The organism is Salipiger pentaromativorans, assembly GCF_024721115.1.
GTDB lineage: Bacteria > Pseudomonadota > Alphaproteobacteria > Rhodobacterales > Rhodobacteraceae > Salipiger > Salipiger pentaromativorans.
Genome location: NZ_JAMDHK010000004.1, coordinates 62,734 through 85,721, shown reverse-complemented (window position 1 = coordinate 85,721; position 22,988 = coordinate 62,734). Strand labels below are relative to the sequence as shown.

The 22,988-nt window shown below is 66.9% G+C and carries 20 protein-coding genes; 10 read left to right on the top strand and 10 right to left on the bottom strand.

The annotated features are described in order from the left end of the window. Positions 1-38: 38 nt before the first annotated feature. From M4578_RS08655 to M4578_RS08640, 4 genes are all read right to left on the bottom strand, one after another. The gene (locus tag M4578_RS08655) at positions 39-1,238 is read right to left on the bottom strand and encodes a hydantoinase/carbamoylase family amidase (protein WP_258093048.1); all 1,200 of its coding nucleotides are present in this window, start codon (positions 1,236-1,238) and stop codon (positions 39-41) included. Between the two features lie 74 nt (positions 1,239-1,312). Beyond that, complete coding sequence (locus tag M4578_RS08650; RefSeq protein ID WP_258093047.1) at positions 1,313-1,744, bottom strand: acyl-CoA thioesterase; 432 nt, start codon at positions 1,742-1,744, stop codon at positions 1,313-1,315. Continuing rightward, positions 1,741-2,502: a TIGR02186 family protein gene (locus M4578_RS08645; protein WP_258093046.1), complete on the bottom strand. Its 762-nt coding sequence runs from the start codon at positions 2,500-2,502 to the stop codon at positions 1,741-1,743. The genes M4578_RS08650 and M4578_RS08645 overlap by 4 nt, the downstream gene beginning before the upstream one ends. Further along, positions 2,499-3,404, bottom strand: coding sequence for a sulfite exporter TauE/SafE family protein (locus tag M4578_RS08640; protein ID WP_258093045.1), 906 nt, complete (start codon positions 3,402-3,404; stop codon positions 2,499-2,501). The genes M4578_RS08645 and M4578_RS08640 overlap by 4 nt, the downstream gene beginning before the upstream one ends. A gap of 339 nt (positions 3,405-3,743) precedes the next feature. Here M4578_RS08640 and M4578_RS08635 point away from each other — a divergent pair, with 339 nt between their 5' ends. Genes M4578_RS08635 through M4578_RS08625 form a run of 3 tightly spaced genes read left to right on the top strand, consistent with a single transcriptional unit; the run spans position 3,744 to position 6,486 of the window. Continuing rightward, positions 3,744-4,424 (top strand): TetR/AcrR family transcriptional regulator, encoded by a 681-nt coding sequence (locus tag M4578_RS08635; RefSeq protein ID WP_258093044.1) that lies wholly within the window; start codon positions 3,744-3,746, stop codon positions 4,422-4,424. Beyond that, the gene (locus M4578_RS08630; RefSeq protein ID WP_258093043.1) at positions 4,421-5,728 is read left to right on the top strand and encodes a phenylacetate--CoA ligase family protein; all 1,308 of its coding nucleotides are present in this window, start codon (positions 4,421-4,423) and stop codon (positions 5,726-5,728) included. Before M4578_RS08635 ends, M4578_RS08630 begins: the two co-directional genes overlap by 4 nt. Next, the gene (locus tag M4578_RS08625; protein ID WP_258093042.1) at positions 5,725-6,486 is read left to right on the top strand and encodes an enoyl-CoA hydratase/isomerase family protein; all 762 of its coding nucleotides are present in this window, start codon (positions 5,725-5,727) and stop codon (positions 6,484-6,486) included. Before M4578_RS08630 ends, M4578_RS08625 begins: the two co-directional genes overlap by 4 nt. Positions 6,487-6,537: 51 nt before the next feature. On the opposite strand, the gene M4578_RS08620 is transcribed toward M4578_RS08625, so the two are convergent. Beyond that, positions 6,538-7,119 (bottom strand): TetR/AcrR family transcriptional regulator, encoded by a 582-nt coding sequence (locus M4578_RS08620; protein ID WP_258093041.1) that lies wholly within the window; start codon positions 7,117-7,119, stop codon positions 6,538-6,540. Positions 7,120-7,344: 225 nt separating this feature from the next. On the opposite strand from M4578_RS08620, the gene M4578_RS08615 reads away from it, so the two are divergent. Both M4578_RS08615 and M4578_RS08610 read left to right on the top strand, forming a co-directional pair. Beyond that, a complete protein-coding gene (locus tag M4578_RS08615; RefSeq protein ID WP_258093040.1) occupies positions 7,345-8,505 on the top strand; it encodes an efflux RND transporter periplasmic adaptor subunit in 1,161 nt (386 codons plus the stop codon). Between the two features lie 28 nt (positions 8,506-8,533). Then, positions 8,534-11,662, top strand: a complete 3,129-nt coding sequence (locus M4578_RS08610; protein ID WP_258093039.1) for an efflux RND transporter permease subunit — start codon at positions 8,534-8,536, stop codon at positions 11,660-11,662. 60 nt (positions 11,663-11,722) lie between these two features. Here M4578_RS08610 and M4578_RS08605 read toward each other — a convergent pair whose 3' ends face one another. Further along, entirely contained in the window at positions 11,723-12,631 is a 909-nt protein-coding gene (locus M4578_RS08605) for a hydrogen peroxide-inducible genes activator (protein WP_258093038.1), read from the bottom strand. A gap of 120 nt (positions 12,632-12,751) precedes the next feature. Here M4578_RS08605 and M4578_RS08600 point away from each other — a divergent pair, with 120 nt between their 5' ends. The 4 genes from M4578_RS08600 (at position 12,752) to pheT (ending at position 17,676) form a co-directional block, all read left to right on the top strand. Next, positions 12,752-13,396 carry a peroxiredoxin gene (locus M4578_RS08600; RefSeq protein ID WP_258093037.1) on the top strand — a complete coding sequence of 215 codons (645 nt, stop codon included), beginning with the start codon at positions 12,752-12,754 and terminating at the stop codon, positions 13,394-13,396. 78 nt (positions 13,397-13,474) lie between these two features. Further along, positions 13,475-13,912 carry a Dps family protein gene (locus M4578_RS08595; protein ID WP_258093036.1) on the top strand — a complete coding sequence of 146 codons (438 nt, stop codon included), beginning with the start codon at positions 13,475-13,477 and terminating at the stop codon, positions 13,910-13,912. Positions 13,913-14,032: 120 nt separating this feature from the next. Continuing rightward, entirely contained in the window at positions 14,033-14,908 is an 876-nt protein-coding gene (locus tag M4578_RS08590) for an MBL fold metallo-hydrolase (protein ID WP_258093035.1), read from the top strand. A gap of 371 nt (positions 14,909-15,279) precedes the next feature. Then, complete coding sequence (gene pheT, locus M4578_RS08585) at positions 15,280-17,676, top strand: phenylalanine--tRNA ligase subunit beta (RefSeq protein WP_258093034.1); 2,397 nt, start codon at positions 15,280-15,282, stop codon at positions 17,674-17,676. Positions 17,677-17,751: 75 nt separating this feature from the next. Here the strand turns inward: pheT and M4578_RS08580 are convergent, their stop codons facing one another. The 3 genes from M4578_RS08580 to M4578_RS08570 form a co-directional block, all read right to left on the bottom strand. Next, positions 17,752-18,300 (bottom strand): EF-hand domain-containing protein, encoded by a 549-nt coding sequence (locus M4578_RS08580; RefSeq protein WP_258093033.1) that lies wholly within the window; start codon positions 18,298-18,300, stop codon positions 17,752-17,754. 82 nt (positions 18,301-18,382) lie between these two features. Further along, positions 18,383-18,724, bottom strand: a complete 342-nt coding sequence (locus tag M4578_RS08575; protein WP_258093032.1) for a carboxymuconolactone decarboxylase family protein — start codon at positions 18,722-18,724, stop codon at positions 18,383-18,385. Between the two features lie 308 nt (positions 18,725-19,032). Further along, on the bottom strand, positions 19,033-20,721 hold the full coding sequence (locus M4578_RS08570; protein ID WP_258093031.1) for an acyl-CoA dehydrogenase family protein: 1,689 nt from the start codon (positions 20,719-20,721) through the stop codon (positions 19,033-19,035). A gap of 147 nt (positions 20,722-20,868) precedes the next feature. Between M4578_RS08570 and M4578_RS08565 the strand changes: the two genes are divergently transcribed. Then, the gene (locus M4578_RS08565; RefSeq protein ID WP_258093030.1) at positions 20,869-21,639 is read left to right on the top strand and encodes a sulfite exporter TauE/SafE family protein; all 771 of its coding nucleotides are present in this window, start codon (positions 20,869-20,871) and stop codon (positions 21,637-21,639) included. Positions 21,640-21,847: 208 nt separating this feature from the next. Here the strand turns inward: M4578_RS08565 and M4578_RS08560 are convergent, their stop codons facing one another. Further along, positions 21,848-22,972, bottom strand: coding sequence for an enolase C-terminal domain-like protein (locus M4578_RS08560; protein ID WP_258093029.1), 1,125 nt, complete (start codon positions 22,970-22,972; stop codon positions 21,848-21,850). Positions 22,973-22,988 lie beyond the last annotated feature (16 nt).

Here is a 22,988-nt window from a genome sequence, read left to right as displayed (position 1 = left end):
GGGCCCCCCCCCCCCCCCCCCGCCCGCCCTGCCCGCCCTCACCCCAGCGCCGCCACCGCCCGTGCCAGCGTATTGAGCCCGGTGACCAGATCCGCCTCCTCGGTATCCTCGGCGAAATCGTGGCTGATGCCCCCGATGGAGGGCACAAAGAGCATCGCCACCGGCATCAGCCGCGCCACATTGGTCGCGTCATGCAGCGCCCCCGAGGGCATGACCCGCCAGCGCCCCGGTGCCTCCGCCTCCGCCGCGGCCTCCAGCGCGCCGCGCAATCCGGCATCCATCGCCACCGGATCGAGCCCCAGCATCGGGCCAAATCCCAGTTCCATCCCATGCGCCGCGGCGATCTCGGCCAGGGTGTCGCGGATGATCGCCTCCATCCGGTCGAGCCGCTCGGCATCGCCATCCCGCCACTGCAACGAGAACCGCGCACGGCCCGGCACGATGGAGGGCGCATTGGGATGCAGCGCCACATGGCCGATGGTCCAGACCGTCTGCGGCGTGACCACATTGGCGAAACGCTCGGCCAGCGCCGCGTTGAAGGCCGAAAGCGCCTGGAACGCATCTCGGCGCAGATGCATCGGCGTGGTGCCCGCATGGTTCTGCTGGCCGGTCAGGGTGACATGCATGTCGCGGATGCCGACGATGGCCTCGACCACGCCCAGTTTCTCGCCGCTGGTGTCCAGCACCGGCCCCTGTTCGATATGCATCTCGATATAGCCGCGAAACGCCGAGGGATCGACAAAGCCCTGCCGCCGATCGCCGAAGCGCGCCCGCGCCTCGGCAAAGCTAAGGCCCTGCGGGTCGTGCAGCGCATCGGCGCCTTCCAGCGTCTGGTTGCCCGCCCAGACCGAACTGCCGGTGGTCACGCCGAACCGCCCCTCTTCGTCCTCGAAAGAGACCACCGAGACCGGCGGCCCGCCCGCCTCCCGCGCCGCCCGCGCCACCTCCAGCGCGGCGATCACCCCCAGCGCCCCGTCGAGCCAGCCGCCCTCGGGCTGGCTGTCGGAATGCGAGCCCAGCAGCAGCCCGCGCCCCTCCGCGAGACCGAAGAGCGACCCCACCGGATCGAACTGCGGCACCAGCCCGGCCTCGGACATCCGCCCGGCCAGCCAGTCGCGCGCGGCGATGTCGGCCTCGGAAAAGCCCGGGCGGCACACGCCCTTGCCCACCCCCGCCGCGCCGAAACGGCGCAGCGCGTGCAGATCTTCGAGGAAACGCGCGGGATCGACGGGCAGCATGGCAGCTCTCCTTTCCGCCGGACTCTGGGCCCGGCGGGACGGAAAGTCAATTTATCATGATAAATTGACGCCCGTCAGACGAGGATCGTCTCCAGGATCGCGCGTTCGCGGTCGGGGATGCGCATGGGCCGGGTCTCGGGATCGACGGCCACCAGCACAAAATGCCCCTCGACGCAGGCGGTCTCCTCGCCCTCGCGGAACAGCGCCACCTCGAACCGCATGGAGCTGTTGCCCAGCGTGCCCACCCGCAGCCCCGCCGTCAGCACATCGGGAAACCGCGCCTCGGCGTGATAGCGGCAGCCGCTTTCCACCGTCAGATAACGCACGGCGCTTTCGCCGCTCATGTCCATGCCCTGTTCGATCTGCCAGAGGCAGATGACGGTATCCATATATTCGAGATAGGTGACGTTGTTGATATGACCGTATTGATCGTTGTCCTGCCACCGGGTCTGCACCGGGTGAAAGCTGCGAAAGGCGGTACGGGGGGCGGGCGGGTGTCGTGTCATCCGGATTTCAGCGCTCTGAAGGCCGCCGAAGCGCCCCAGCCCGCGGCGACGGCAATCACCAGGGACAACAGGCCATAGATCAGCGACTGGTTGCGGGACAGGTTGAAGAGCCAGCGTTCCAGCCCGACCTTGTGCACCTCGATCACCGAGGCATGCTGCGAAACCACCCGGCCGCCGCGGGTCAGGAACACGCGCGTGGTGTAGCGGCCCTCGACGATATTCGCCGGCATGGAAATGGCGGTGTCGAAGAGCGTGGATTCGCGCAGCTCGACGCTGTTGACGCGAAGCTGGTACAGCCCCTCACGCTCGCGGATCCGGATCAGCGCATCGGTGAAGCTCTGGGAATCGACAATCTCCATGGGCGCGCCGACCGAGCGGATGGCGCGCGGGACAGACACCTTGTGGCGCAGGTCCTCGACCTCCGAGATCACCTCGTCCCAGGGGGCCGAGGTGGCCACCGTATAGAACGAGGGCGCGGCGTCGATCCCGACCGCATCGGCGTTGACCCAGATCCCCAGCCGCCGGGCCTTGCGCCAGACCGTGACCGGCGCGGCCGGGCCGGCGACGGTGACGATGACCTGAAGCGGCGGATCGGTGCGGATCGGCGCCTCGCGCTTGACGGCGCCGAAGATCAGGATCTCGGAGCCGTTGAAATCGGTGGTGATCGACACGCTGTCCTGGCTCAGCCCCATCACCACCTCTTCGGCTTGGGCTGGCAGCGCAAGCAGGGCGAGCAGGAGAAGCAGACAGCGCATCATTGCCCCCCCAGCTCGTAAAGATCTTGCGGGGTCAGGAACAGATCGAAGGCCAGCTTGGCGCAGACGATCAGCACCAGCGAGGCCAGCAGGATGCGCAACTGCTCGGCCTTGAGCCGCATCCCCACCGCCGTACCGATCTGCGCGCCGATCACCCCGCCGATGAGCAGCACCAGCGCCAGCAGGATATCGACGGTCTGGTTGGTGACCGCGTGCAGCATCGTGGTGAAGGCGGTGACGAAGATGATCTGGAACAGCGAGGTGCCCACAACGACCTTGGTGGGCATGCCCAGAAGATAGATCATCGCCGGCACCATGATGAACCCGCCGCCCACGCCCATGATCGCCGCCAGCACCCCCACCGACACCCCGACCAGAAGCGGCGGGATCGCCGAGATATAAAGCCCCGAGGTGCGGAAGCGCATCTTGAAGGGCAGCCCGTGCACCCAGCCGTGATGCCGCCGCTTGGGCGGCCCGCCCCGTTTCGAGCGGCGCAGGGCGTTGACGCTCTCGACGAACATCAGCGCGCCGATGATGCCCAGGAAAAGCACGTAACAGAGCCGCACCAGCAGATCGACCTGGCCGATCTCTTTGAGCATGTTGAACACCCAGACCCCAAGCGCCGCGCCGAACAGACCGCCGATCAGCAGCACCGTCCCCATCCGCAGATCGACGGTGCGCCGCTTGAGATGCGCCAGCACCCCCGAGACGGAACTCGCCACGATCTGGTTGGCGCCGGTGGCGACGGCCACGGCGGGCGGGATTCCCATGAAGAAGAGCAGCGGCGTGATCAGAAAACCTCCGCCCACGCCGAACATCCCGGACAGGATTCCGACCAGCCCGCCAAGGCCGAAGAGCAGGAAAACGTTGACCGATACCTCGGCGATGGGGAGGTAGATCTGCATGACCCGACTTTGCGAGCGCGGCGCCGATTTGGCAAGCGCGCGCAGGGGCTTTCGCCCGGCCGGTGCGGGATTGCCGCCACGCTGCCGGATTTTGCGCAGCCCGTTTCATGCGCGATGCACGGCAAACGGGTATTCGGCAAAAGATCCAACCGGTTATCGCTGAAGCCGCCTCGCCCGGTCGGTTTGCGGTGCCGATGTCTGCGCGGCGCGGCGGTTCCCCCATCGGGGCACCGGGCCCAAACAGGCGTCAAAGACGGCTCCGCCGCATCGGTTCGGCCACCGAAGCCAGCGTGACAGAAAATAAATGAACATGACGTCATATTTTGTTATAGCGAAGATATGACCCCAGATTCGCAGCCAGACCGCCCCGACGCCCCGCTCTACAGCTACCCCGCGATTCTCGTTGCCGAGGCGCGGCAAGGCTCGAAAGGCGCGCGCACCCGCGCGCGCATCGCCGCCGCCGCCTGCGCCCTGCTGGACGAGACCGCGCCGCAGGATCTGACCATCGCCGCGATCTGCCAGCGGGCGGAGGTGTCGCAGGGCACCTTCTACATCTATTTCCCCGATCGCATCGTGCTGATCCAGGATCTGCTGCTGGGCTTCGTCGCGGTGATCCAGAGGGCGATGCGCGCGGCCGGGCACAGCCAGCCCGATGACACGATCCGCGCCGCGACGCGCGCCTATTGCGCGCTCTTCCGGCGGAATCGCGGGCTCATGCGCTGCCTCGTGCATCATCTCGACAGTTTCCCCGAGGCGCGCGAGGCGTTTCACCGGCTGAACAGGGACTGGCTGGAAACCGTGGTGGCCTCGGTCGAGCGGCGCCGGCTGCGCAGCGGCGCGGGGCCTGCGGTGCCGCATGACGAACTCATGCGCCGCGCCTATGCGCTGGGGGGCATGGTCGATCAGTATCTTTCGGGTCTGCTGCTGTCGCGCGACCCGGCGCTGATGGCCATCTCGGAGGACGCGGATGCGGTTCTGAACACACTGACCCTGATCTGGAAAAGAGGCATGGAGCTATGATGGCCCTGAAAGACGGCGACCGGCGGACGGTTGCCGAACTGCGCCCGCATATCGAGCGCGCCTGGCAGCGCCAGCGCGCGCATGTGATGGCGCATTCGCCCTTTTATCGCGCGCTCTGGCAGGGCCAGACCCCGCCCGAAGACCTGCGCGACCTGCCCGCGCTGCCGCTGTCGGACAAGGCACAGCTCCGGCTGTCGCAGGCGGCGCATCCGCCCTTTGGCGACTATCTCGCCACGCCGCGCAGCACGGTGAACCGGCTGCACCGGACATCGGGCACCACCGGACAGGCGATGAACCTCGCGCTGTCGGCGCGCGACACGGCGATCACCCAGGAGGTGGGCGGGCGCTGCCACCGGGCGGCGGGGCTCGGCCCCGACGACACGGTGGTGCATTGCCTGAACTATCAGATGTGGATGGGCGGGCTGACCGATCACATGACGCTCGAGGCGACGGGCGCGCTGGTCATCCCCTTCGGCGTGGGCTCGACCGAGCTGCTGGTGCGCACGATCCTCGAGGTGGGCGTCAACGCGATCTCCTGCACGCCCTCTTACCCGGCGGTGCTGGAGCGGGTGATCGCCGAGAAATTCCCCGGCCTCAAGCCGCGCGATCTGGGGCTGAAACTGGGGCTCTTCGGGGGCGAGCCCGGGCTCGACAACCCGGCACTGCGGGCGCGTCTGCAAGAGACCTGGGGGATGCAGCCGCGCAACGCGAATTACGGCGTCTCGGACGTGTTCTGCAATTTCGCCTCGGAATGCCCGCACGACCTGCATCTGCATTTCATGGCGGCCGACGTGCTGCACCCCGAGCTAATCGACCCCGACAGCGGCGCGCCGCTGCCGCTGGAACCGGGCCAGACCGGCGAGCTGGTGCTGACCCATCTGGTGCGCGACTGCCAGCCGCTGGTGCGGTTCCGCACCGGCGACATCATCCGCATCGCCGCGACCGAGCCCTGCCAATGCGGGCGCAGCGGATTCCGCTTTGCGGTGGTGGGCCGGTCCGACGACATGGTGGTGGTGCGCGGGCTCAACATGTTCCCGACCATGGTCGCCGCCGTGATCAACGGCTTTGCCGAGCTCTCCGGCGACTATCGCATCCGCCTGTCCGCACCCCCGCCCTATGACATGTTGCCGGTTCTCGCCGAGTTGGCGGAGGGGGCCGAAGGCGGCCCGGCGCTGGCGGCGCGCATCGCCGCAGAGCTCAAGGCGCGGCTGGGGGCGACCGCGCAGGTCACGCTGTGCCCGGCGGGCAGCCTGCCGCGCACCGAGGGCAAGACGCGCCGGGTGCTGAAGGAGTACGACACATGAGCCGTTTCACCTATGACACCATGCAGAGCAGCCTCGACGGGCATGGCGTGCGGACCCTTCTGCTGAACCGCCCGGAGCGGCTCAACGCGATGAACCGCGCGCTGATCGACGATGTCGCCCGCGCCTTCGACGATGCCAACGCCGATCCGGCGACACGCGCCATCGTCTTCAGCGGCGCCGGCAAGGCGTTCTGCGCGGGCGACGACCGTCAGGATCATTTGCACCCCGAGAACGAAGAGGCCGCCCGCGATCTGGTCATGGCGATCCAGCGCGCCACGCAGGCCATCGTCATGGGGCCGAAACCCGTCGTCGGCGCGATCAACGGCTGGGCGGTGGGCGGCGGGTTCGAATGGGCGATCAACTGCGATTTCCCGATCTGGGCAGAGGATGCGAAAGGGTTCTTTCCCGAAGTCTCGCTCAACCTCTTCGTGACCGGCGCGGTGACCGCGCTGCTCCCGGCCATGGTCGGGCTGTTGAAGGCCCGCGAGATGCTGATCTTCGGCGACCGCTACGGCGCGGAGGAGTTGCACGCGCTGGGGCTGGCCTGGAAGGTGGTGCCGGGGGACAGGCTGATGGAGACGGCGCAGGCCACCGCGCGGCGGCTGGCAGAGCTGCCGCCGCTGTCGCTGCGCGCGATGAAACGGGTGCTGAACGCCGCTGCGCAGCCCGATCTCAACCACGCGCTGCATCTTGAGACCGAGGCGACCGTGGCCGGGTTCATGGACCCCGAGACGACGCGCCGGCTGCGGGATTTCTAGCACTGGCGCCCTCTGCCGGACATCGCCGCAGCCTGGGGCCGCGCGCCGCGCTCAGCGCGGGCGCACACCGTCGAGAAAGAGCGCGATCGCCCGGTCGCGGCGCAGATCGCGCTCGGCCGGGGTGGAACAGGAATCCTCGGGGATCAGCAGCCGGTGCAGCGTGTCGCCGATCACCATATCGACGAGCAGCTCGGCGGCATCCTCGGCGCGCATGCCCTTCAGATCGGCCTCGCCCTCCGCCGCGGCCGCCGTCAGCTCTTCGCCCACGTAGCGAATCAGGGCGCCCCGCCCCTCGGTGTCGAGCTGGCGCGCGATGCCCGGAAAGACCGGTGCCTCGGTCACCACCGCGCGCAACAATTCCAGCGGCGTTTCCTCGAAACAGGGCACGTGGTTCAGCGTCAGCAGGGTGCGCAGGCGCTCGGCCAGCGGCTGCTGGCGCTCGACCTCGGTCAGACGACGAAACAGGGTCTGTCCGATGCGCGCGAAACTGGCACCCAACAGCTCCTCGCGGCAGGAAAAAACGGTGTATAACGTGCGTTTGGACATGCCGGCCCGGCGCGCGATGGCCGCCATGCTGACCTCTTCGAGCCGATGGGTCGCCAGCAGCTCCGCCGCCGCGTCGAGCACCATCATCTCGCGGGTTTCCTGATCTATCTGTACCGGACGGCCGCGCCTGCGCGCACCTTCCGTCACGCCCTTCGATGAACAGTGTCGCAAAAAGTGCCTCCCAAATGCGTCAAAACCGGAAAATCCTTTGCCAGTCACGCAGCACGCTTTACAAAACCTGCCGGTTTCCTTATCGCGATGCAAGAGAGTTCCGCCAGAAGAGCGGCCCTTTGCCTTTCTCGGAGTAACGACATGCTCAAAGGTTTCCCCCGAACCCTGCGCCGCAGCCTTGCGGCTGCCGGATTGCTGGCCGCCTCCGCGGCGCTTCCGGCGACCGCGCAGCAACAGGGCGGTACGCCGCCGCCCCAGCCCGTCACCGTGGTGACGCTTCAGGCATCCGACGTGACGCTGACCTCGACCCTGCCGGGCCGTGTGGCGGCGTCGGGTGTGGCCGAAGTGCGGCCCCAGGTCAGCGGCATCATCACCGAACGGCTCTTCGAGGAAGGCAAGCCCGTCGATGAGGGCGACGCGCTCTACCGCATCGACGCGGCAAGCTACGAGGCGGCCAAGGCCGCTGCCGAAGCCTCGCTTGCCCAGGCCCGGGCCCAGCTCTCCTCGGCCGAGCGCGAAGAGACCCGCCAGGCCGAGCTGCGCCAGCGCAACGTGACCAGCCAGCAGAACCTGGACGACGCCATCGCCGCCCGGGACGTGGCCGCCGCCGCCGTGAAGGTGGCCGAAGCGAATCTTCTGGCCGCCGAGATCGACCTCGAACGCACCACGATCCGCGCGCCGCTCACCGGCGTCGCCGGGCTCAGCGCGGCGACCCAGGGCGCACTGGTGACCTCTGGCCAGGCGACCGCGCTGACCACGATCCGCCAGCTCGACCCGGTCTATGTGGACGTGACCCAGTCGGCCGCCGAGATCCTGCGCTGGCGCCGCTCGGGCCAGGGCGTGGCGGAAGAGGAAAACCAGCTCGTGCAACTGCGTCTTGCCGATGGCGAGATCTACGAGCACACCGGCCACCTCGCCGCGGCCGAACCGCATGTGAACGAGCAGACCGGCGTCGTCGTGCTGCGTCTGGAGTTCCCCAATCCCGAACAGTTCCTGCTGCCCGGCATGTATATCCAGGTCGAACTGCCCCAGGGCGTGGTGACCGGCGCCATTCTGGCCCCGCAAGAGGGCGTGACCCGCGACCGCCGCGGCCGACCCATCGCGCTTGTGGTGAATGCCCAGAACGTGGTCGAGACCCGCGAACTGACCGTGCAACGCGATCAGGGGCCGAACTGGGTCGTCACCGAGGGGCTTTCCGCCGGCGACCGGATCATCGTTGCCGGCTTGCAGAAAGTCTCGTCCGGCATGACCGTCACGCCGCAGGAGCGCCCCGCCGCGCCCGCGCAGCCCGTTTCCGAATAAGCCGCGCCACAGGCGCCAGGAGTCCGTCATGGCCCGTTTCTTCATCGACCGCCCGGTCTTTGCCTGGGTGATCTCGATCCTGATCATGGGGATCGGCGTGTTGTCGATCCTCACCCTGCCGATCGCGCAATATCCGCAGATCGCCCCGCCCTCGGTGCGGATCAATGCGTCCTATCCCGGCGCCTCGGCCGAAACCGTGGCCAATACCGTCACCCAGCTCATCGAACAGCAGATGACCGGGCTCGACGGGATGCGCTACATGTCCTCGTCCTCGACCTCGGCGGGCAGCGCCTCGATCACGCTGACCTTCGAGGCCGGGACCGATGCGGACGTGGCCCAGGTTCAGGTGCAGAACAAGCTCGCCCAAGCAACACCGCTTCTGCCCGAAGCGGTGCAGCGCCAGGGGGTGCGGGTGCAAAAGGCCTCGTCCTCCTTCTTCATGGTGCTGGCGCTGATTTCCGACGATGGCCGGCTCGATCAGGCCGACCTGTCGGACTACATGAACTCGAATCTGGTGGATGAATTCAGCCGGATCGAGGGCGTCGGCGGGGCGCAGGTGTTCGGTGCGCAATATGCCATGCGGATCTGGCTCGACCCCTCCAAGCTCGCGGCCTTCGAGATGACCCCCTCGGATGTGGTCGGCGCGGTCTCGGCGCAGAACGCGCAGATCTCGGCCGGGGCGTTCGGCACCCTGCCCGCCCCCGAGGGCCAGCAGCTCAACGCCACGATCACCGCGCAGTCGCTGCTCTCGACCCCCGAAGACTTCCGCAACATCGTGCTGCGCTCGGAAACCGACGGCGGTCTGGTGCTGCTCCAGGACGTGGCCGAGGTCGAGATCGGCGCCGAGAACTATTCCACCATCGCCCGGTTCAACGGCCAGCCGGCCTCGGGCATGGCGCTCCAGCTCGCCTCCGGCGCCAACGCGCTGGACACGGCGGAGCGGGTGAAAGAGCGGATCGAGGAATATTCGCAGTTCTTCCCCGAGGGGGTGAGCTATGTGATCCCCTACGACACCACGCCCTTCATCGAGATCTCGATCCACGAGGTGCAGAAGACGCTCTTCGAGGCCATCGGGCTGGTGTTCGTGGTGATGCTGCTGTTCCTGCAAAACTTCCGGGCGACGCTGATCCCGACGCTGGCGGTCCCGGTCGTCATCCTCGGCACCTTCGGCATTCTCGCCGCCGCCGGCTTCACCATCAACACGCTGACCATGCTCGCCATGGTGCTGGCCATCGGCCTGCTGGTGGACGACGCCATCGTGGTGGTGGAAAACGTCGAACGGATCATGGAGGAAGAGGGGCTCTCGCCGCGCGAGGCCACCCGCAAATCCATGGATCAGATCACCGGCGCGCTGGTGGGCATCGCCCTGGTGCTGTCGGCGGTGTTCGTGCCCATGGCCTTCTTCCCCGGCTCGACCGGCGTCATCTACCGCCAGTTCTCGATCACCATCGTCTCGGCCATGGGCCTGTCGGTGCTGGTGGCGCTGACGCTGACCCCGGCGCTCTGCGCCACGATCCTGCGCGGCAAGGACGCCCATCACGCCAAGCGCGGACCGCTGGGCTGGTTCAACACCGGGTTCGAAAAGACCACCGGCGGCTATGCCGGCACCGTGGGCTGGCTGATCAAGCGCCCGTTCCGGGTTCTGGCGGTCTATGCGGCGCTGGCCTACGGCATGGTGTTTCTGTTCAACAACACCCCCACCGGCTTCCTCCCCGCCGAGGACCAGGGCATCCTGATGACGCTGATCCAGGCGCCCACCGGCGCCACCGCCGAGCGCACCCGCGACGTGGTCGAACAGGTAGAAGCGCATTTCCGCGAGAACGAGGGCGACAATGTCGCCTCGATGTTCGGCGTGGTCGGCTTCTCCTTTGCCGGTCAGGGCCAGAACATGGGGCTTGCCTTCGTGCGGATGAAGGACTGGGAGGAACGCCCGAGCCCCGCACAAAGCGTGCAGGCGGTGGCAGGCCGCGCCTTCCCCGCCTTCATGGGCATCCGCGACGCGATGGTCTTTCCCATCGTGCCTCCCTCGGTGATCGAGCTGGGCAACGTCTCGGGCTTCGACTTCTACCTCCAGGCACAGGCCGGCCAGACGCATGAACAGCTTCTGGAAGCGCGCAACATGCTTCTGGGCATGGCCTCGCAAAGCCCGCTGATCACCTCGGTCCGTCCCTCGGGGCTGGAAGATGCGGCGCAGTTCGCGCTGGACATCGACTGGCGCGCGGCGGGCGCGGTGGGCGTGTCGCCCACCGATGTGGGCAACGTGCTGTCGATCGCCTGGGCCGGGTCCTATGTGAACGACTTCAACGACAACGGCCGCATCAAGCGGGTCTATGTGCAGGGCGCCCCCGACAGCCGGGCCACCCCGTCGGATCTGCAAAAGTGGCGGGTGCGCAACTCCAGCGGCGAGCTGGTGCCCTTCGCCAACTTCACCACCGAACGCTGGACCTATGGTCCGCAGGGCCTGACCCGCTACAACGGCGTCCCGGCAATGCAGATCCAGGGCTCGCCCACACCCGGCGTCACCACCGGCGAGGCCATGGCCGAGATGGAGCGGCTCGTGCAGCAGCTTCCGCCCGGCTATGCCATCGCCTGGACCGGCCTGTCGCTGGAAGAACGCGAATCCGGCGGCCAGGCCCCGCTGCTCTACGCGCTGTCGCTGGCGGCGATCTTCCTCTGCCTCGCGGCGCTCTACGAAAGCTGGACCATTCCCTTCTCGGTGATGCTGGCCATGCCCATCGGCGTGCTGGGCACCATGGGCGCGGCCTATTATTTCGGCTTCGAGAACGGCGTCTTCTTCCAGGTGGGGCTGCTGACCGTCATCGGTCTGACCGGCAAGAACGCCATCCTGATCGTGGAATTCGCCCGCGAGCGCTATGACGCCGGCGAGAACCTCTATGACGCGGTGAAGGAGGCGGCCAAGCAGCGCTTCCGCCCGATCATCATGACCTCGCTCGCCTTCACGCTGGGGGTGGTGCCGCTGGTGCTGTCCTCCGGCGCGGGCGCCGGCGGGCGCACCGCGGTGGGCTCGGCGGTGCTGGGGGGCACGATCACCGGCACCGTGCTGGGCGTGATCTTCGTGCCGCTGTTCTTCGTGGTGGTGCAGCGGATCTTTGGCCGCAAACGCGCCAAGGAAAGCGCCGACGCCAAGACCGCGTAACGCGGTCCGAACAGAACTCCTGCCGCGCCGTCCGGGGAAACCCGGGCGGCGCGCTGCGTTTCAGGACATCGCCTCGTGCGTCGCGCGCAGCATCTCTCCCAGCGCGCGGAACACCCCGGCCCGCGGCGAGTCCGGCCGCCAGCCCAGCGCCACGCGGCGCGGGCAGGCCCCCGAAAGCGGCGACAGCGCAATGTCCTGCCCCGTCAGAACGCCCGCATGAATCGCCAGATCCGGCAGCAGCGTGATTCCCAGCCCCTCGCTCACCATCGAGATCAGCGTGGCGAGGCTTGTCGCCGAAAAACTGTCGTCCTGTTCGATGTCGTGCTCCGGGAAGGCCTTGAGCGCGTGGCGCTGCAGGCAATGGCCGCGCTCCAGCAGCATCAGCCGCGCGCCTTCCAGCGCCTGCCCGCTCACCGGCCCGGCGCCAAAGCGCGACACCCCCGGCGGCATGGCCAGATGATAGCCGTCTTCGAAAAGCGGCATCACCTCGATCCCCTCGACGTCGAAAGGCTGCGCGAAGAGGATCAGATCCAGCCGCCCCGCCAGCAACCCCTCGACCAGCGATTCCGTCATCTCCTCGCGCAGAAACAGCCGCAGCTCAGGGTACTCTGCGCGGATCTGCGGCAGGGCGCGGGGAATGAGAAACGGCCCGATGGTGGGAATGGCCCCCAGCCGCAGATCGCCCTGATCTGGCCGGCCCTTCGACGCCGCCAGCGCCTCGATGTCCTCCGCCGCCAGCAGCAGCGCCCGCGCCCGCTCGGCGATCTCGGCGCCGAGCGGTGTCATGATGACCGAGCGCTTCGTCCGCTCGGCCAATTGTATGCCCAGCCGCTCCTCCAGCTCGCGCAGCCCGGCGCTGAGCGTCGGCTGGGTGACATGGCAGATCTCGGCGGCGCGCGAGAAATTCAACTCTTCGGACAAGGCCAGCAGGAAGCGGAGCTGGCGCAGGGTGATCTGGGGATTCATCATAGATAACGTCTATCATATATGTAGATACAATCAATTTCATTAATTTATCTGCACGCCTTACATCAGGGTCATCGCAAGACGATGCCTCACGAAAGACCCTGACAGAAAAGGACCAGATCCATGACCGAAGACACCCAACCGCAGATGCCGCGCCTCAACGAACCGGCCCCGGCCTTCGATGCGCCCACCACCGACGGCCGCAAGACCAATGCCGATTACAAGGGCAAGTGGCTGATCCTGTTCTCGCACCCGGCGGATTTCACCCCGGTCTGCACCACCGAATTCATTGCCTTCGCCAAGAAGCAGGAGGCGTTCGCGGCGATGAACACCGCGCTGCTCGGCCTCTCGATCGACAGCCATTACAGCCACATCGCCTGGATGCTGAACATCAAGGAGAAGTTCGGAGTCGAGATCAACTTCCCGATCATCGCCGACCTGAACATGAAGGTGGCGCAAAGCTACGGCATGATCCAGCCCGGCGCCTCGGACACGGCGGCGGTGCGCGCGACCTTCATCATCGACCCCGAGGGCGTGCTGCGCGCCATGGTCTATTACCCCATGAACGCGGGCCGCTCGGTGGACGAGATCCATCGCCTGCTCGTGGCGCTGCAAACCGCCGACGAGAACAAATGCGCGATGCCCGAGAACTGGAAGCCCGGCGATCCGGTCATCGTGCCCACCCCCGCCACGCCCGAGGCCGCCATGGCCCGCGCCGGCGAAGGCTATGACACGGTCGACTGGTATTTCTCCACCCGCCAGCTCTGACCGCTCCCCCGGCGCGCCTCCCGCGCGCCGGGACCTCCCGAACCGTTGCTTTTTCCACGCCCCAAAAGGACCGCTCCGATGACCGCAACCGCCCATACCGACAGCCTGACCCGCATCCTCGCCCGGACCTTCCGGCTCTATGTCCAGACCCATGGCTATCACTGGAATGTCGAAGGGCCCGAGTTCCGCCAGCTTCACGGCTTTTTCGAAGAGCAGTACCAGGATCTCTGGAACAGCCTCGACGAGATCGCCGAGCGCCTCCGCAGTCTCGGCGCCTATGCGCCCGGCAGCCTCGCCGAGTTCCTGACGCTCGGCGGCGAAGACCCCGCCCCGGCGCAATCCGCCGCCGCCATGGTGGACGCGCTGATCGCGGAACATGACGCGCTGGCGGCCGAGCTGCGCACCGCCATCGCCACCGCGCAGGAGGCCGGCGACGAGCCCTCCGCCGGGCTGCTCACCGACCGTCTGGCCTGGCACGAGCAGCAGCTCTGGATGATGACGGCCAGCCGCAAGTGACCCAGGCGGCGCGACAGCCGCGCCCCCAACAGCGCGATACGGAACACATGCGCATTTTCGAACATTAGTCTTGCAAGCCCCTCCGAGGGCCTCTGCACCACGACAAGAAACGAGGACACCATGACCCACCATCCGACCGTCAAATCCTTCTGGGACGAAGCCACCGGCAGCTGGCAATACGTCTTCCACGACCCCGCCACGATGAAGGGCGCCATCGTCGATCCCGTCTGGGACTACGATCCGCAGGCCGGCGCCACCGCCACGACCAACGCGCAAAAGATACTCGACTATGTGCGCGAGACGGGCATCGAGATCGTCTGGATCCTCGACACCCACCCGCATGCGGATCATTTCTCCGCCGCCCCCTGGCTCAAGGAAAAGCTGGGTGCCCCCACCGCCATCGGCGAAAAGGTGACCGGCGTGCAGAAACTCTGGACGGGCATCTACAACCTGCCCGGCGATGTCCCGCAGGACGGCAGCCAGTGGGACAGGCTCTTTGCCGATGGCGATGCATTCATGGTGGGCGAGATCCCGGTCAAGGTGATGTTCTCGCCGGGCCACACGCTGGCCTCGGTCACCTATGTGGCGGGCGACGCGGCTTTCGTGCACGACACGTTCATGATGCCCGACAGCGGCACCTCGCGCGCCGATTTCCCCGGCGGCTCGTCGAAAGAGCTCTACGGGTCTCTCCAGCGCATCCTGGCGCTGCCCGACGACACCCGACTCTTCGTCGGTCACGACTACGCGCCCAAGGGCCGCGCAGCGCAATGCGTGGCCACCGTGGCCGAGCACAAGGCGGCGAATATCCACCTCAAGGACGCGCCTTCCGAGGCAGAATACCGCGCGGTGCGCGATGCCCGCGATGCCACCCTGCCGCTGCCCAAGCTGATGCTGGCGGCACTGCAGATCAATATCCGCGGCGGCCGCAAACCCGCAGCCGAAAACAATGGCCGCAGCTATCTGAAGATCCCGCTCGATTATTTCGAACCACGCTGACCGCGCCTGGGGTGGGCAAATTGCCCACCCTACACGGGCACCCTTCGCCCGGCGTATCGCAGTTGGCAAAGTCGGACGCCTCCGGCGGGCGTATTTGGAAAGAGAAGAAGATCATGGGCGCGCACCTGCCCTTTCTTCTCTTTCCAAATACGCAAAAGCCAGCCTCGCCACCGGCTCTTGACCAAAGCATGCGCCCTGCCCCGGACACAAGCCTGCTTCCGGTTCCGCCACACCCCTTTTCCCGAGCGGGGCAGCGGCGCCGACGGTCTGCGGGGGTTTCGGGGGCGGCCAAGCCCCCGCGCCCCTTTCCCCCCGCGCCGCGATCCGCTAAGAGCCACGCGATACGTGACAGCAACACGGGCGCCTTTGCGATGAAATTCACGCTTTCCTGGCTGAAAGACCACCTCGACACCACCGCCTCGGTCGATGAGATCGCCGAGGCCCTGACCGATCTCGGTCTGGAAGTGGAAGGGGTGGAAAACCCCGCCGACAGGCTGGCGAGCTTTACCATCGGCAAGGTGCTGACCGCCGAAAAGCACCCCGACGCGGACAAGCTGCGAGTCTGCACCGTCGTAACCGACGAGGGCGAGCGCCAGATCATCTGCGGCGCGCCCAACGCGCGCGCCGGCATCACCGTCGTGGTGGCCAAGCCCGGCACCTATGTGCCCGGCATCGACACCACGATCCAGGTCGGCAAGATCCGCGGCATCGAGAGCTTCGGCATGATGTGCTCGGAACGCGAGATGGAGCTGTCCGAGGAGCATGACGGCATCATCGAGCTGGCCTCGGGTGAGGTCGGGCAGAGCTTCACCGACTGGCTGGCCGAGAACGATCCTTCCAAGGTCGATCCGGTGATCGAGATCGCCATCACGCCCAACCGTCCCGATGCGCTCGGCGTGCATGGCATCGCCCGCGATCTGGCAGCGCGCGGGCTCGGCACGCTGAAGCCGATCGCCGAGGTCACCGTGCCCGGCAGTTTCCCCTGCCCGATCCCCGTGACCATCGACGAAGACACGTTGGCGCATTGCCCGGTCTTCTATGGCCGCTACATCCGCGGCGTGAAGAACGGCGCCTCGCCGCAATGGCTTCAGGACCGTCTGAAGGCCATCGGGCTGCGTCCGATCTCCTTCCTCGTCGATGTCACCAACTTCTTCACCTATGACCGCAACCGCCCGCTGCACGTCTTCGACGCGGACAAGGTGACCGGCGCGCTGCGCGTGCATGCCGCCAAGGGCGGCGAGACGCTGGAGGCGCTGGACGAGCGCACCTATACGCTGGAACCCGGCATGGTGGTGATCTCGGACGATGCGGCGCCGGAGAGCCTGGGCGGCATCATGGGCGGCGAAGCCTCGGGTGTCAGCGGGGAGACGGTGAACGTCTTCCTCGAGGCGGCCTATTTCGACCCGATCCGCACCGCCTATACCGGCCGTGCGCTCAAGATCAATTCCGACGCGCGCTACCGTTTCGAGCGCGGCATCGACCCGGCCTCGGCGGCGCAGGGGATCGAGGCGGCGACGCGGATGATCCTCGACATCGCGGGCGGCGAGGCCTCCGAGGTGGTGATCGCAGGCCAGACGCCCGATACGTCGCGCGCCTACAGGCTCGACACCGACCGCGTGGTCTCGCTGGTCGGCATGGAGATCCCGGCGGAAGAGCAGCGCGCGACGCTGACCGCGCTCGGCTTCACGCTCGACGGCGACATGGCGCAGGTGCCCTCCTGGCGCCCCGACGTGATGGGCGAGGCGGATCTGGTGGAAGAGGTGGCGCGCGTCGCCTCGCTCACCAAGCTCAAGGGTCAGCCGATGCCGCGCCCGCAGGCGGGTGTGCCCGCGCCGATCCTGTCGCCGATGCAGAAGCGCGAGCAGATCGCCCGCCGTACGGTGGCCGAGCTCGGCTATAACGAATGCGTCACCTACAGCTTTATCGACAAGGCCTCGGCGGAGCTTTTCGGCGGCGGCAGCGACGCCACCATGCTGGCGAACCCGATCAGTTCGGAGCTGAGCCATATGCGCCCGCAGCTCCTGCCGGGTCTGCTTCAGGCGGCGGCGCGCAACCAGGCGCGCGGCTTTACCGATCTGGCGCTCTTCGAGGTCGGTGCCGCCTTCCAGGGCGGCGAACCCGGCGAACAGCATCTGCAGGCGACCGGCCTTCTGGTCGGGCGCACCGGCCCCAAGGATGTGCATGGCGCCGCGCGCCCGGTCGACATCTATGACGCCAAGGCCGATGCCGAGGCGGTGCTGTCGGCCATCGGCGCGCCCGCCAAGATGCAGATCCTGCGCGGCGCCGAGGGCTGGTGGCATCCGGGCCGTCACGGCAAGCTCTGCCTCGGCCCCAAGAAGGTGCTCGGGGTCTTCGGAGAGATCCATCCCAAGGTGCTGCAGGCGCTGGGGGTCAAGGGACCTGCCGTCGCCTTCACGCTCTACCCCGCCGAGATTCCGCTGCCGCGCAAGGCCGGAGCGACGCGCCCGGCGCTGGTGCTGAACGACCTTCAGCCGGTGGAGCGCGACTTTGCCTTCGTGGTCGATGCCGGAGTGGCGGCGCTCGATCTGGTCAACGCCGCCGCCGGGGCCGACAAGGCGCTGATCGAGGAGGTGCGCGTCTTTGACGAGTTCATCGGCGGCAGCCTCGGCGACGGGAAGAAATCGCTTGCCATCACGGTGCGGCTGCAGCCGAGCGAGACCACGCTGACCGAGAAGGACATCGAGGCCGTGGCGGGCAAGATCGTCGAGAAAGTCGGGAAAGCCACCGGCGGCACGCTGCGCGGCTAAGACGCGCGCTGCCTGACGGATCGGGAAAGGCGCGGCCACCGGGACCGCGCCTTTTTTCATGTCAGAGCTCTTCGGTCAGTTGTTGAGACGCGGGCAGGCCTGCCCGGAGCCCGGGACGCAATTGCCGGCACCCGGCCCCTGACCCTGCCCCTGCATCTGGCCTTGCTGCATCCCCTTGCCCGGCATCTGGCCGCGCTGACCGAAATCGGCCCCGGTGACGACACCGTCGCCATCGCGGTCCATGGCCTCGATCCACCGGCCCGTGCCGGCGACAAACTCGTCGCGGCTGACCCGGCCGTCGCCATCGCTGTCATTGGCGGTCAGCCGCATCCCTTGCGCGGCGGCCTGCATCGCCCCTTTCGCATGCGCCGGCTGGCCGGCCATGTCATTGGCCCGCGCCTGGTCGAAAACGGCATATTCCCCGGCGTCGAGGAACCCGTTCTCATCGGCATCGAAACTGTAGAACACATCGCCACGGCGCTCCTGCGCCTCGGCAAGCGTGACCTGCCCGTCGCCGTCGAGATCCCAGTTCTCGATGAAATGCCCGCCAAGCGGCTGCGCCGAGGCAACCCCGGCAAGACCTGCGGCAAACACAATGGCGGTGGCTGTGATGAACCGTGTCATCTGGCGTCCCTTTCCTGCAAAATATTCAGCCCTGCGCATATAACGCAGGGCTGCAGGATTTCCGCCGCAATTTGTTGCGACCTTACGCCTCGCCGGACAGCTCGTCATAGGCGGCCAGCGCCTTGGAGCCGTACATCACGCCGGGGCCGCCGCCCATCTCGACGCAGACCGCCAGCGTTTCGGCGATCTCCTCGCGCGTGGTGCCCATGCGGACCAGCGCCTCGGTGTGGAAGAGGATGCAGGGTTCGCAGCGGATGGCCACGGCGATGCCCAGAGCGATCAGCTCTTTTTCCTTGTGGGTCAGTGCGCTGTCGCCCTTCAGGCTCTTGGCGATCATGCCAAAGCCCTGCGCCGTGTCGCCGATGGCGCCGTTGAAGCTCTTGACCTGCGGTTTCAGGCCCGAAAGCGTTTCCTTGTAGCTCATGTTTCCCTCCATTCGGAATTTGCCCGTTTAAAACCATGTACGCCGCAGCGCGGCATTGATCGAAATCAGACATGACTGTGAAAGCCGCCTTTCGCTTTCGTCATAGGTAGAAAAACATGAATATTTTCCGACAAAAAAGACCCCGCCGATTTCGGCGGGGTCTTTTTTGCATTCGGAGCAATTGCTTGGGCGAAAGGTGGGCAGATTGCCCACCCTACGGATCACCCGAGGAGACGGCGGGCGATCACCTGCGCCTGGCTCTCGGCGTGCAGCCGAGGGCAGCCTCCACTGGAGGCTGCCTGACATCTTCACCCGAGGAGACGGCGGGCGATCACCTGCGCCTGGATCTCGGCTGCACCCTCAAAGATGTTGAGGATGCGGGCATCGCAGAGGATGCGGCTCACGGTGTATTCCAGCGCAAAGCCGTTGCCGCCATGGATCTGCAAAGCATTGTCCGCATTGGCCCAGGCCACGCGGGCGCCCAGCAGCTTGGCCATGCCGGCCTCGAGATCGCAGCGGATGCCTTCGTCCTTCTCGCGGGCCGAGAAATAGGTGAGCTGACGGGCGATCATGATCTCCACCGCCATCATCGCCAGCTTGCCCGACACGCGCGGGAAGGCGATCAGCGATTTGCCGAACTGCTTGCGATCTTCGGCATAGCGCATCCCCACATCCAGCGCCGCCTGCGCCACGCCGATGGCGCGCGCCGCCGTCTGGATGCGGGCGCTTTCGAAGGTCGCCATGAGCTGCTTGAAGCCCTTGCCCTCTTCGCCGCCAAGCAGGTTCTCGCCCTTGACCTTGAAGCCGTCGAAGCCCAGCTCGTATTCCTTCATGCCGCGATAGCCCAGCACCTCGATCTCGCCGCCGGTCATGCCCGGGGTCGGGAACGGATCCTCGTCGGTGCCCGGCGTCTTCTCGGCCAGGAACATCGACAGCCCCTTGTAATCCGAGGTGTTCGGATCGGTGCGCGCCAGCAGCGTCATCACATGGGTGCGCGCGGCATGGGTGATCCAGGTCTTGTTGCCGGTCACCGTGTAATCGCCGTCCTCGCCCTTCACCGCGCGGGTGCGCAGCGAGCCGAGGTCGGAGCCGGTGTTGGGCTCGGTAAAGACCGCGGTGGGCAGCTTTTCCCCGCTGGCCAGCGCCGGCAGCCATGTCTGCTTCTGCTCTTCCGTGCCGCCCGCAAGGATCAGCTCGGCGGCGATCTCGGAGCGCGTGCCCAGCGAGCCCACGCCGATATAGCCGCGCGACAGCTCTTCCGAGACCACGCACATCGACGCCTTGGACAGACCGAACCCGCCATATTCCTCGGGGATGGTCAGACCGAAGACGCCCATCTCGGACAGTTCCTCGATCACCTCCATCGGAATCAGCTCGTCCTTGAGGTGCCACTCATGGGCAAAGGGCTCGACCTTATCGACCGCATAGCGGCGGAACTGCTCGCGGATCATCTCCAGCTCTTCGTCGAGCCCGGTCTTGCCCACGGTGATCTCGGCAGAGCGTTCCTGCATCAGCGCAACCAGACGGGCGCGGACGCTCTGGCCGTTGCCCCGGGCCATCAGCGTCTCGACCGCCGGGGTGCGGAAGGCGGTCAGCACCTCGGCGCCCAGACCGAGATCGCCCAGACGCACCATCTCGCCCTGGTTCATCTGGATGCCGCCGGCGATCTGGCTGAGATATTCGCCAAAGGCGATCTGGTGAATAAGCTGCTCGACCTCGCCAAAGCTGCCCTCGCCGGTCAGCTTGTCGGCCCAGTACTGCATCTGACGCAGCGATTCGACATAGGTCGCGAGCCAGGCCAGCCCGTGCGCCGCGAACTGGTTCGCCTCGATCAGCTTGCCCGAGACGCGCCCGTCCTCCTCGACCATGGCGCGCACCGATTGCCGCGCCGCCTCCAGCACCGCTTCCGCGGGGGCGATGGACGCCTTGGTCAGCGCCAGCAGATCGTCGAGCAGGAGGCTTTCGCCAAGGCTTACGTCCTGTCCGTCATGTGCCATGAATCACTTCCTTCTCCTGGGTCGTGTGGGGGATAGCTATTTTGCAGGTGCAGCGCAACAAAAATGCTGTATGCGACACGGGTGAGTTCTATTGTTGCGCAAAGGAATGCTGCTGCGCGACGCGAAAAGCCGTGTTATGCCCGGCGGATGGACGTGATCTTCTCGCTTGTTTCGCCGGGGGCTCTGGCGCTGGCTCTCAGCATTGCCGCATTGGCGGGGCTGATCAAGGGCATGGTCGGTTTTGCCATGCCGATGATCCTGATTTCGGGGCTGGGCAGCTTTTTGCCGCCGGAACTGGCGCTTGCGGGGCTGATCCTGCCGACCCTGGTCACCAACGCCATCCAGGCGCTGCGCGGCGGCGCGGGCGCGGCGTTGAAATCGCTCAAGCGCTTCGGCCTGTTCCTGGGCATCGGGCTGGTCTTCCTGCTGATGTCCTCGCAGCTCGTGCGCATCCTTCCGGTCCCGGTGCTGCTGGCGCTGATCGGCGGGCCGGTGGCGCTGTTCTGCGTGATGCAGCTTGCAGGCTGGCGTCCGCATCTGCCGAACGGTCCGAGCCGCGCGCTGGAAGCGGTCATCGGCGCGGTGGCCGGGTTCATCGGCGGCATGTCCGGCGTCTGGGGCCCGCCGCTGGTGGCCTATCTGACCGCCATCGACACCGAAAAGCGCGAACAGATCCGGGTGCAGGGCGTGGCCTACGGGCTGGGCGCCGTGGCGCTGACCGGCGCGCATGTGGTCTCGGGCGTGCTCAACACCGAGACGGTGCGCTTCTCCGCACTGCTGCTGGTGCCCGCGCTGGCGGGCATGTGGCTTGGGATGAAGGTGCATGACCGGATCGACCAGGCGGTGTTCCGCAAGATCACGCTCTGGGTGCTGCTGATCGCCGCGCTGAACCTGCTGCGGCGGGCGTTCTTCGCTTAGGTCTGCGTTCTTTGGAGGACGGTGGGCAAGGATTGCCCCCCCGACAGGCTGGTTCGACCAACCGGCAGCCTCCTAAACCGACCAGACCGGTGGCCGGGCTTTGAACCCGGGGCGGGCGGGAGGCGTGGAGGTTGCAGAACAGGTCGCGCCCCTCGCGACACAGGTAGGGTGGGCAATTCTTGCCCACCACCCCGAACAATCACCCCGCTCAGCCCAGTGCCGGCTCCACCGCGTATTTCGCCAGCATCGCCGGATCGACCGCCACCCCAAGTCCCGGGCCTTTCGGCACATGCACCCGCCCGTTCCGCACCGGGAAAGGTTCGGTGAGGATGTCCTCCGCCGCATAATAGGTCGCCATGTAAAACTCGCAGTCGAGCCGCAGCTCGGGCAGCGCCGCCATCAGATGCGCGCCTGCCGCATGGGCGAGCCCGGTCTCGAACATGCAGCCGCCATAGACCTCGATCCCCGCCGCGCGCGCAATCGCGCCCACCTCCAGCGCCCGCCGTATGCCGCCCGATTTCATCACCTTCAGCGAAAAGATGTCGGCCATGCGGATTTGCACCCCGTAAAGCGCCTGTTTCGCGTCGAAGACGGATTCATCCGCCATGATCGGCGTGTCGATGACATGGGCGATATGCGCCAGCGCCTCGCGCTCGTGCATCTTCACCGGCTGTTCGACGAAGGTCGGGCGGAACGCCTCGAGATCGCGGATGCAGCGCACCGCGTCATAGGCCGGCAGGCCCTGATTATAGTCGACGCGCAGATCCGCCTCGGCGCCATAGATCTCGCGCAGCTTCTCCAGCCGCATCACATCGAAGCCGTGGCCCGCAAAGCCGGTCTTGATCTTGAAGATCCGCACGCCCTCGGCCCACATCGCGGCGACATCCTCCAGATCCTTGCCGAAATCCGGGTTGGCGACGGAGAAACTCAGCCCCATATCCTCGCGCATCCGCCCGCCGACAAGCGCGCTCACCGACAGGCCCGAGATCTTGCCCGCCAGATCCAGCAGGGCCATTTCCAGCGCCGCCTTGGCCTCGGGATGGCCCACCAGCGCGGCCTCCGCCGTCTTCATCAGCGGCTCCACCTGCACCGGATCCTGCCCGATGAGATGCGGGCGCAGATAGACATGCAGCGCCGCAGCGGTGGCCTCGGCGGTGCCGGTGAAGGCGGGCCAGGGCGATCCCTCGCCCCAGCCGGTCAGGCCGGTGTCGGTGATCAGTTCCAGGATCACCGTATGGATGCCCGCCACGTCGCCGATGCCATGGGAATGCACCGCCTTGCCGGGGATCAGAAGGCGGTGAACGCGGAGACCCGCGATCTTGTGGTCGCTCATGTTCAAGCTCCTGTCG

Coding starts and splice junctions, on each gene's coding strand:
- M4578_RS08580 (WP_258093033.1), bottom strand. CDS start 18,300: ATGACACGGTTCATCACAGCCACCGCCATTGTGTTTGCCGCAGGTCTT.
- M4578_RS08610 (WP_258093039.1), top strand. CDS start 8,534: ATGGCCCGTTTCTTCATCGACCGCCCGGTCTTTGCCTGGGTGATCTCG.
- pheT (WP_258093034.1), top strand. CDS start 15,280: ATGAAATTCACGCTTTCCTGGCTGAAAGACCACCTCGACACCACCGCC.
- M4578_RS08620 (WP_258093041.1), bottom strand. CDS start 7,119: ATGATGGTGCTCGACGCGGCGGCGGAGCTGCTGGCGACCCATCGGCTC.
- M4578_RS08640 (WP_258093045.1), bottom strand. CDS start 3,404: ATGCAGATCTACCTCCCCATCGCCGAGGTATCGGTCAACGTTTTCCTG.
- M4578_RS08605 (WP_258093038.1), bottom strand. CDS start 12,631: ATGATGAATCCCCAGATCACCCTGCGCCAGCTCCGCTTCCTGCTGGCC.
- M4578_RS08570 (WP_258093031.1), bottom strand. CDS start 20,721: ATGGCACATGACGGACAGGACGTAAGCCTTGGCGAAAGCCTCCTGCTC.
- M4578_RS08575 (WP_258093032.1), bottom strand. CDS start 18,724: ATGAGCTACAAGGAAACGCTTTCGGGCCTGAAACCGCAGGTCAAGAGC.
- M4578_RS08655 (WP_258093048.1), bottom strand. CDS start 1,238: ATGCTGCCCGTCGATCCCGCGCGTTTCCTCGAAGATCTGCACGCGCTG.
- M4578_RS08635 (WP_258093044.1), top strand. CDS start 3,744: ATGACCCCAGATTCGCAGCCAGACCGCCCCGACGCCCCGCTCTACAGC.
- M4578_RS08560 (WP_258093029.1), bottom strand. CDS start 22,972: ATGAGCGACCACAAGATCGCGGGTCTCCGCGTTCACCGCCTTCTGATC.
- M4578_RS08645 (WP_258093046.1), bottom strand. CDS start 2,502: ATGATGCGCTGTCTGCTTCTCCTGCTCGCCCTGCTTGCGCTGCCAGCC.
- M4578_RS08600 (WP_258093037.1), top strand. CDS start 12,752: ATGACCGAAGACACCCAACCGCAGATGCCGCGCCTCAACGAACCGGCC.
- M4578_RS08595 (WP_258093036.1), top strand. CDS start 13,475: ATGACCGCAACCGCCCATACCGACAGCCTGACCCGCATCCTCGCCCGG.
- M4578_RS08565 (WP_258093030.1), top strand. CDS start 20,869: ATGGACGTGATCTTCTCGCTTGTTTCGCCGGGGGCTCTGGCGCTGGCT.
- M4578_RS08650 (WP_258093047.1), bottom strand. CDS start 1,744: ATGACACGACACCCGCCCGCCCCCCGTACCGCCTTTCGCAGCTTTCAC.
- M4578_RS08625 (WP_258093042.1), top strand. CDS start 5,725: ATGAGCCGTTTCACCTATGACACCATGCAGAGCAGCCTCGACGGGCAT.
- M4578_RS08590 (WP_258093035.1), top strand. CDS start 14,033: ATGACCCACCATCCGACCGTCAAATCCTTCTGGGACGAAGCCACCGGC.
- M4578_RS08630 (WP_258093043.1), top strand. CDS start 4,421: ATGATGGCCCTGAAAGACGGCGACCGGCGGACGGTTGCCGAACTGCGC.
- M4578_RS08615 (WP_258093040.1), top strand. CDS start 7,345: ATGCTCAAAGGTTTCCCCCGAACCCTGCGCCGCAGCCTTGCGGCTGCC.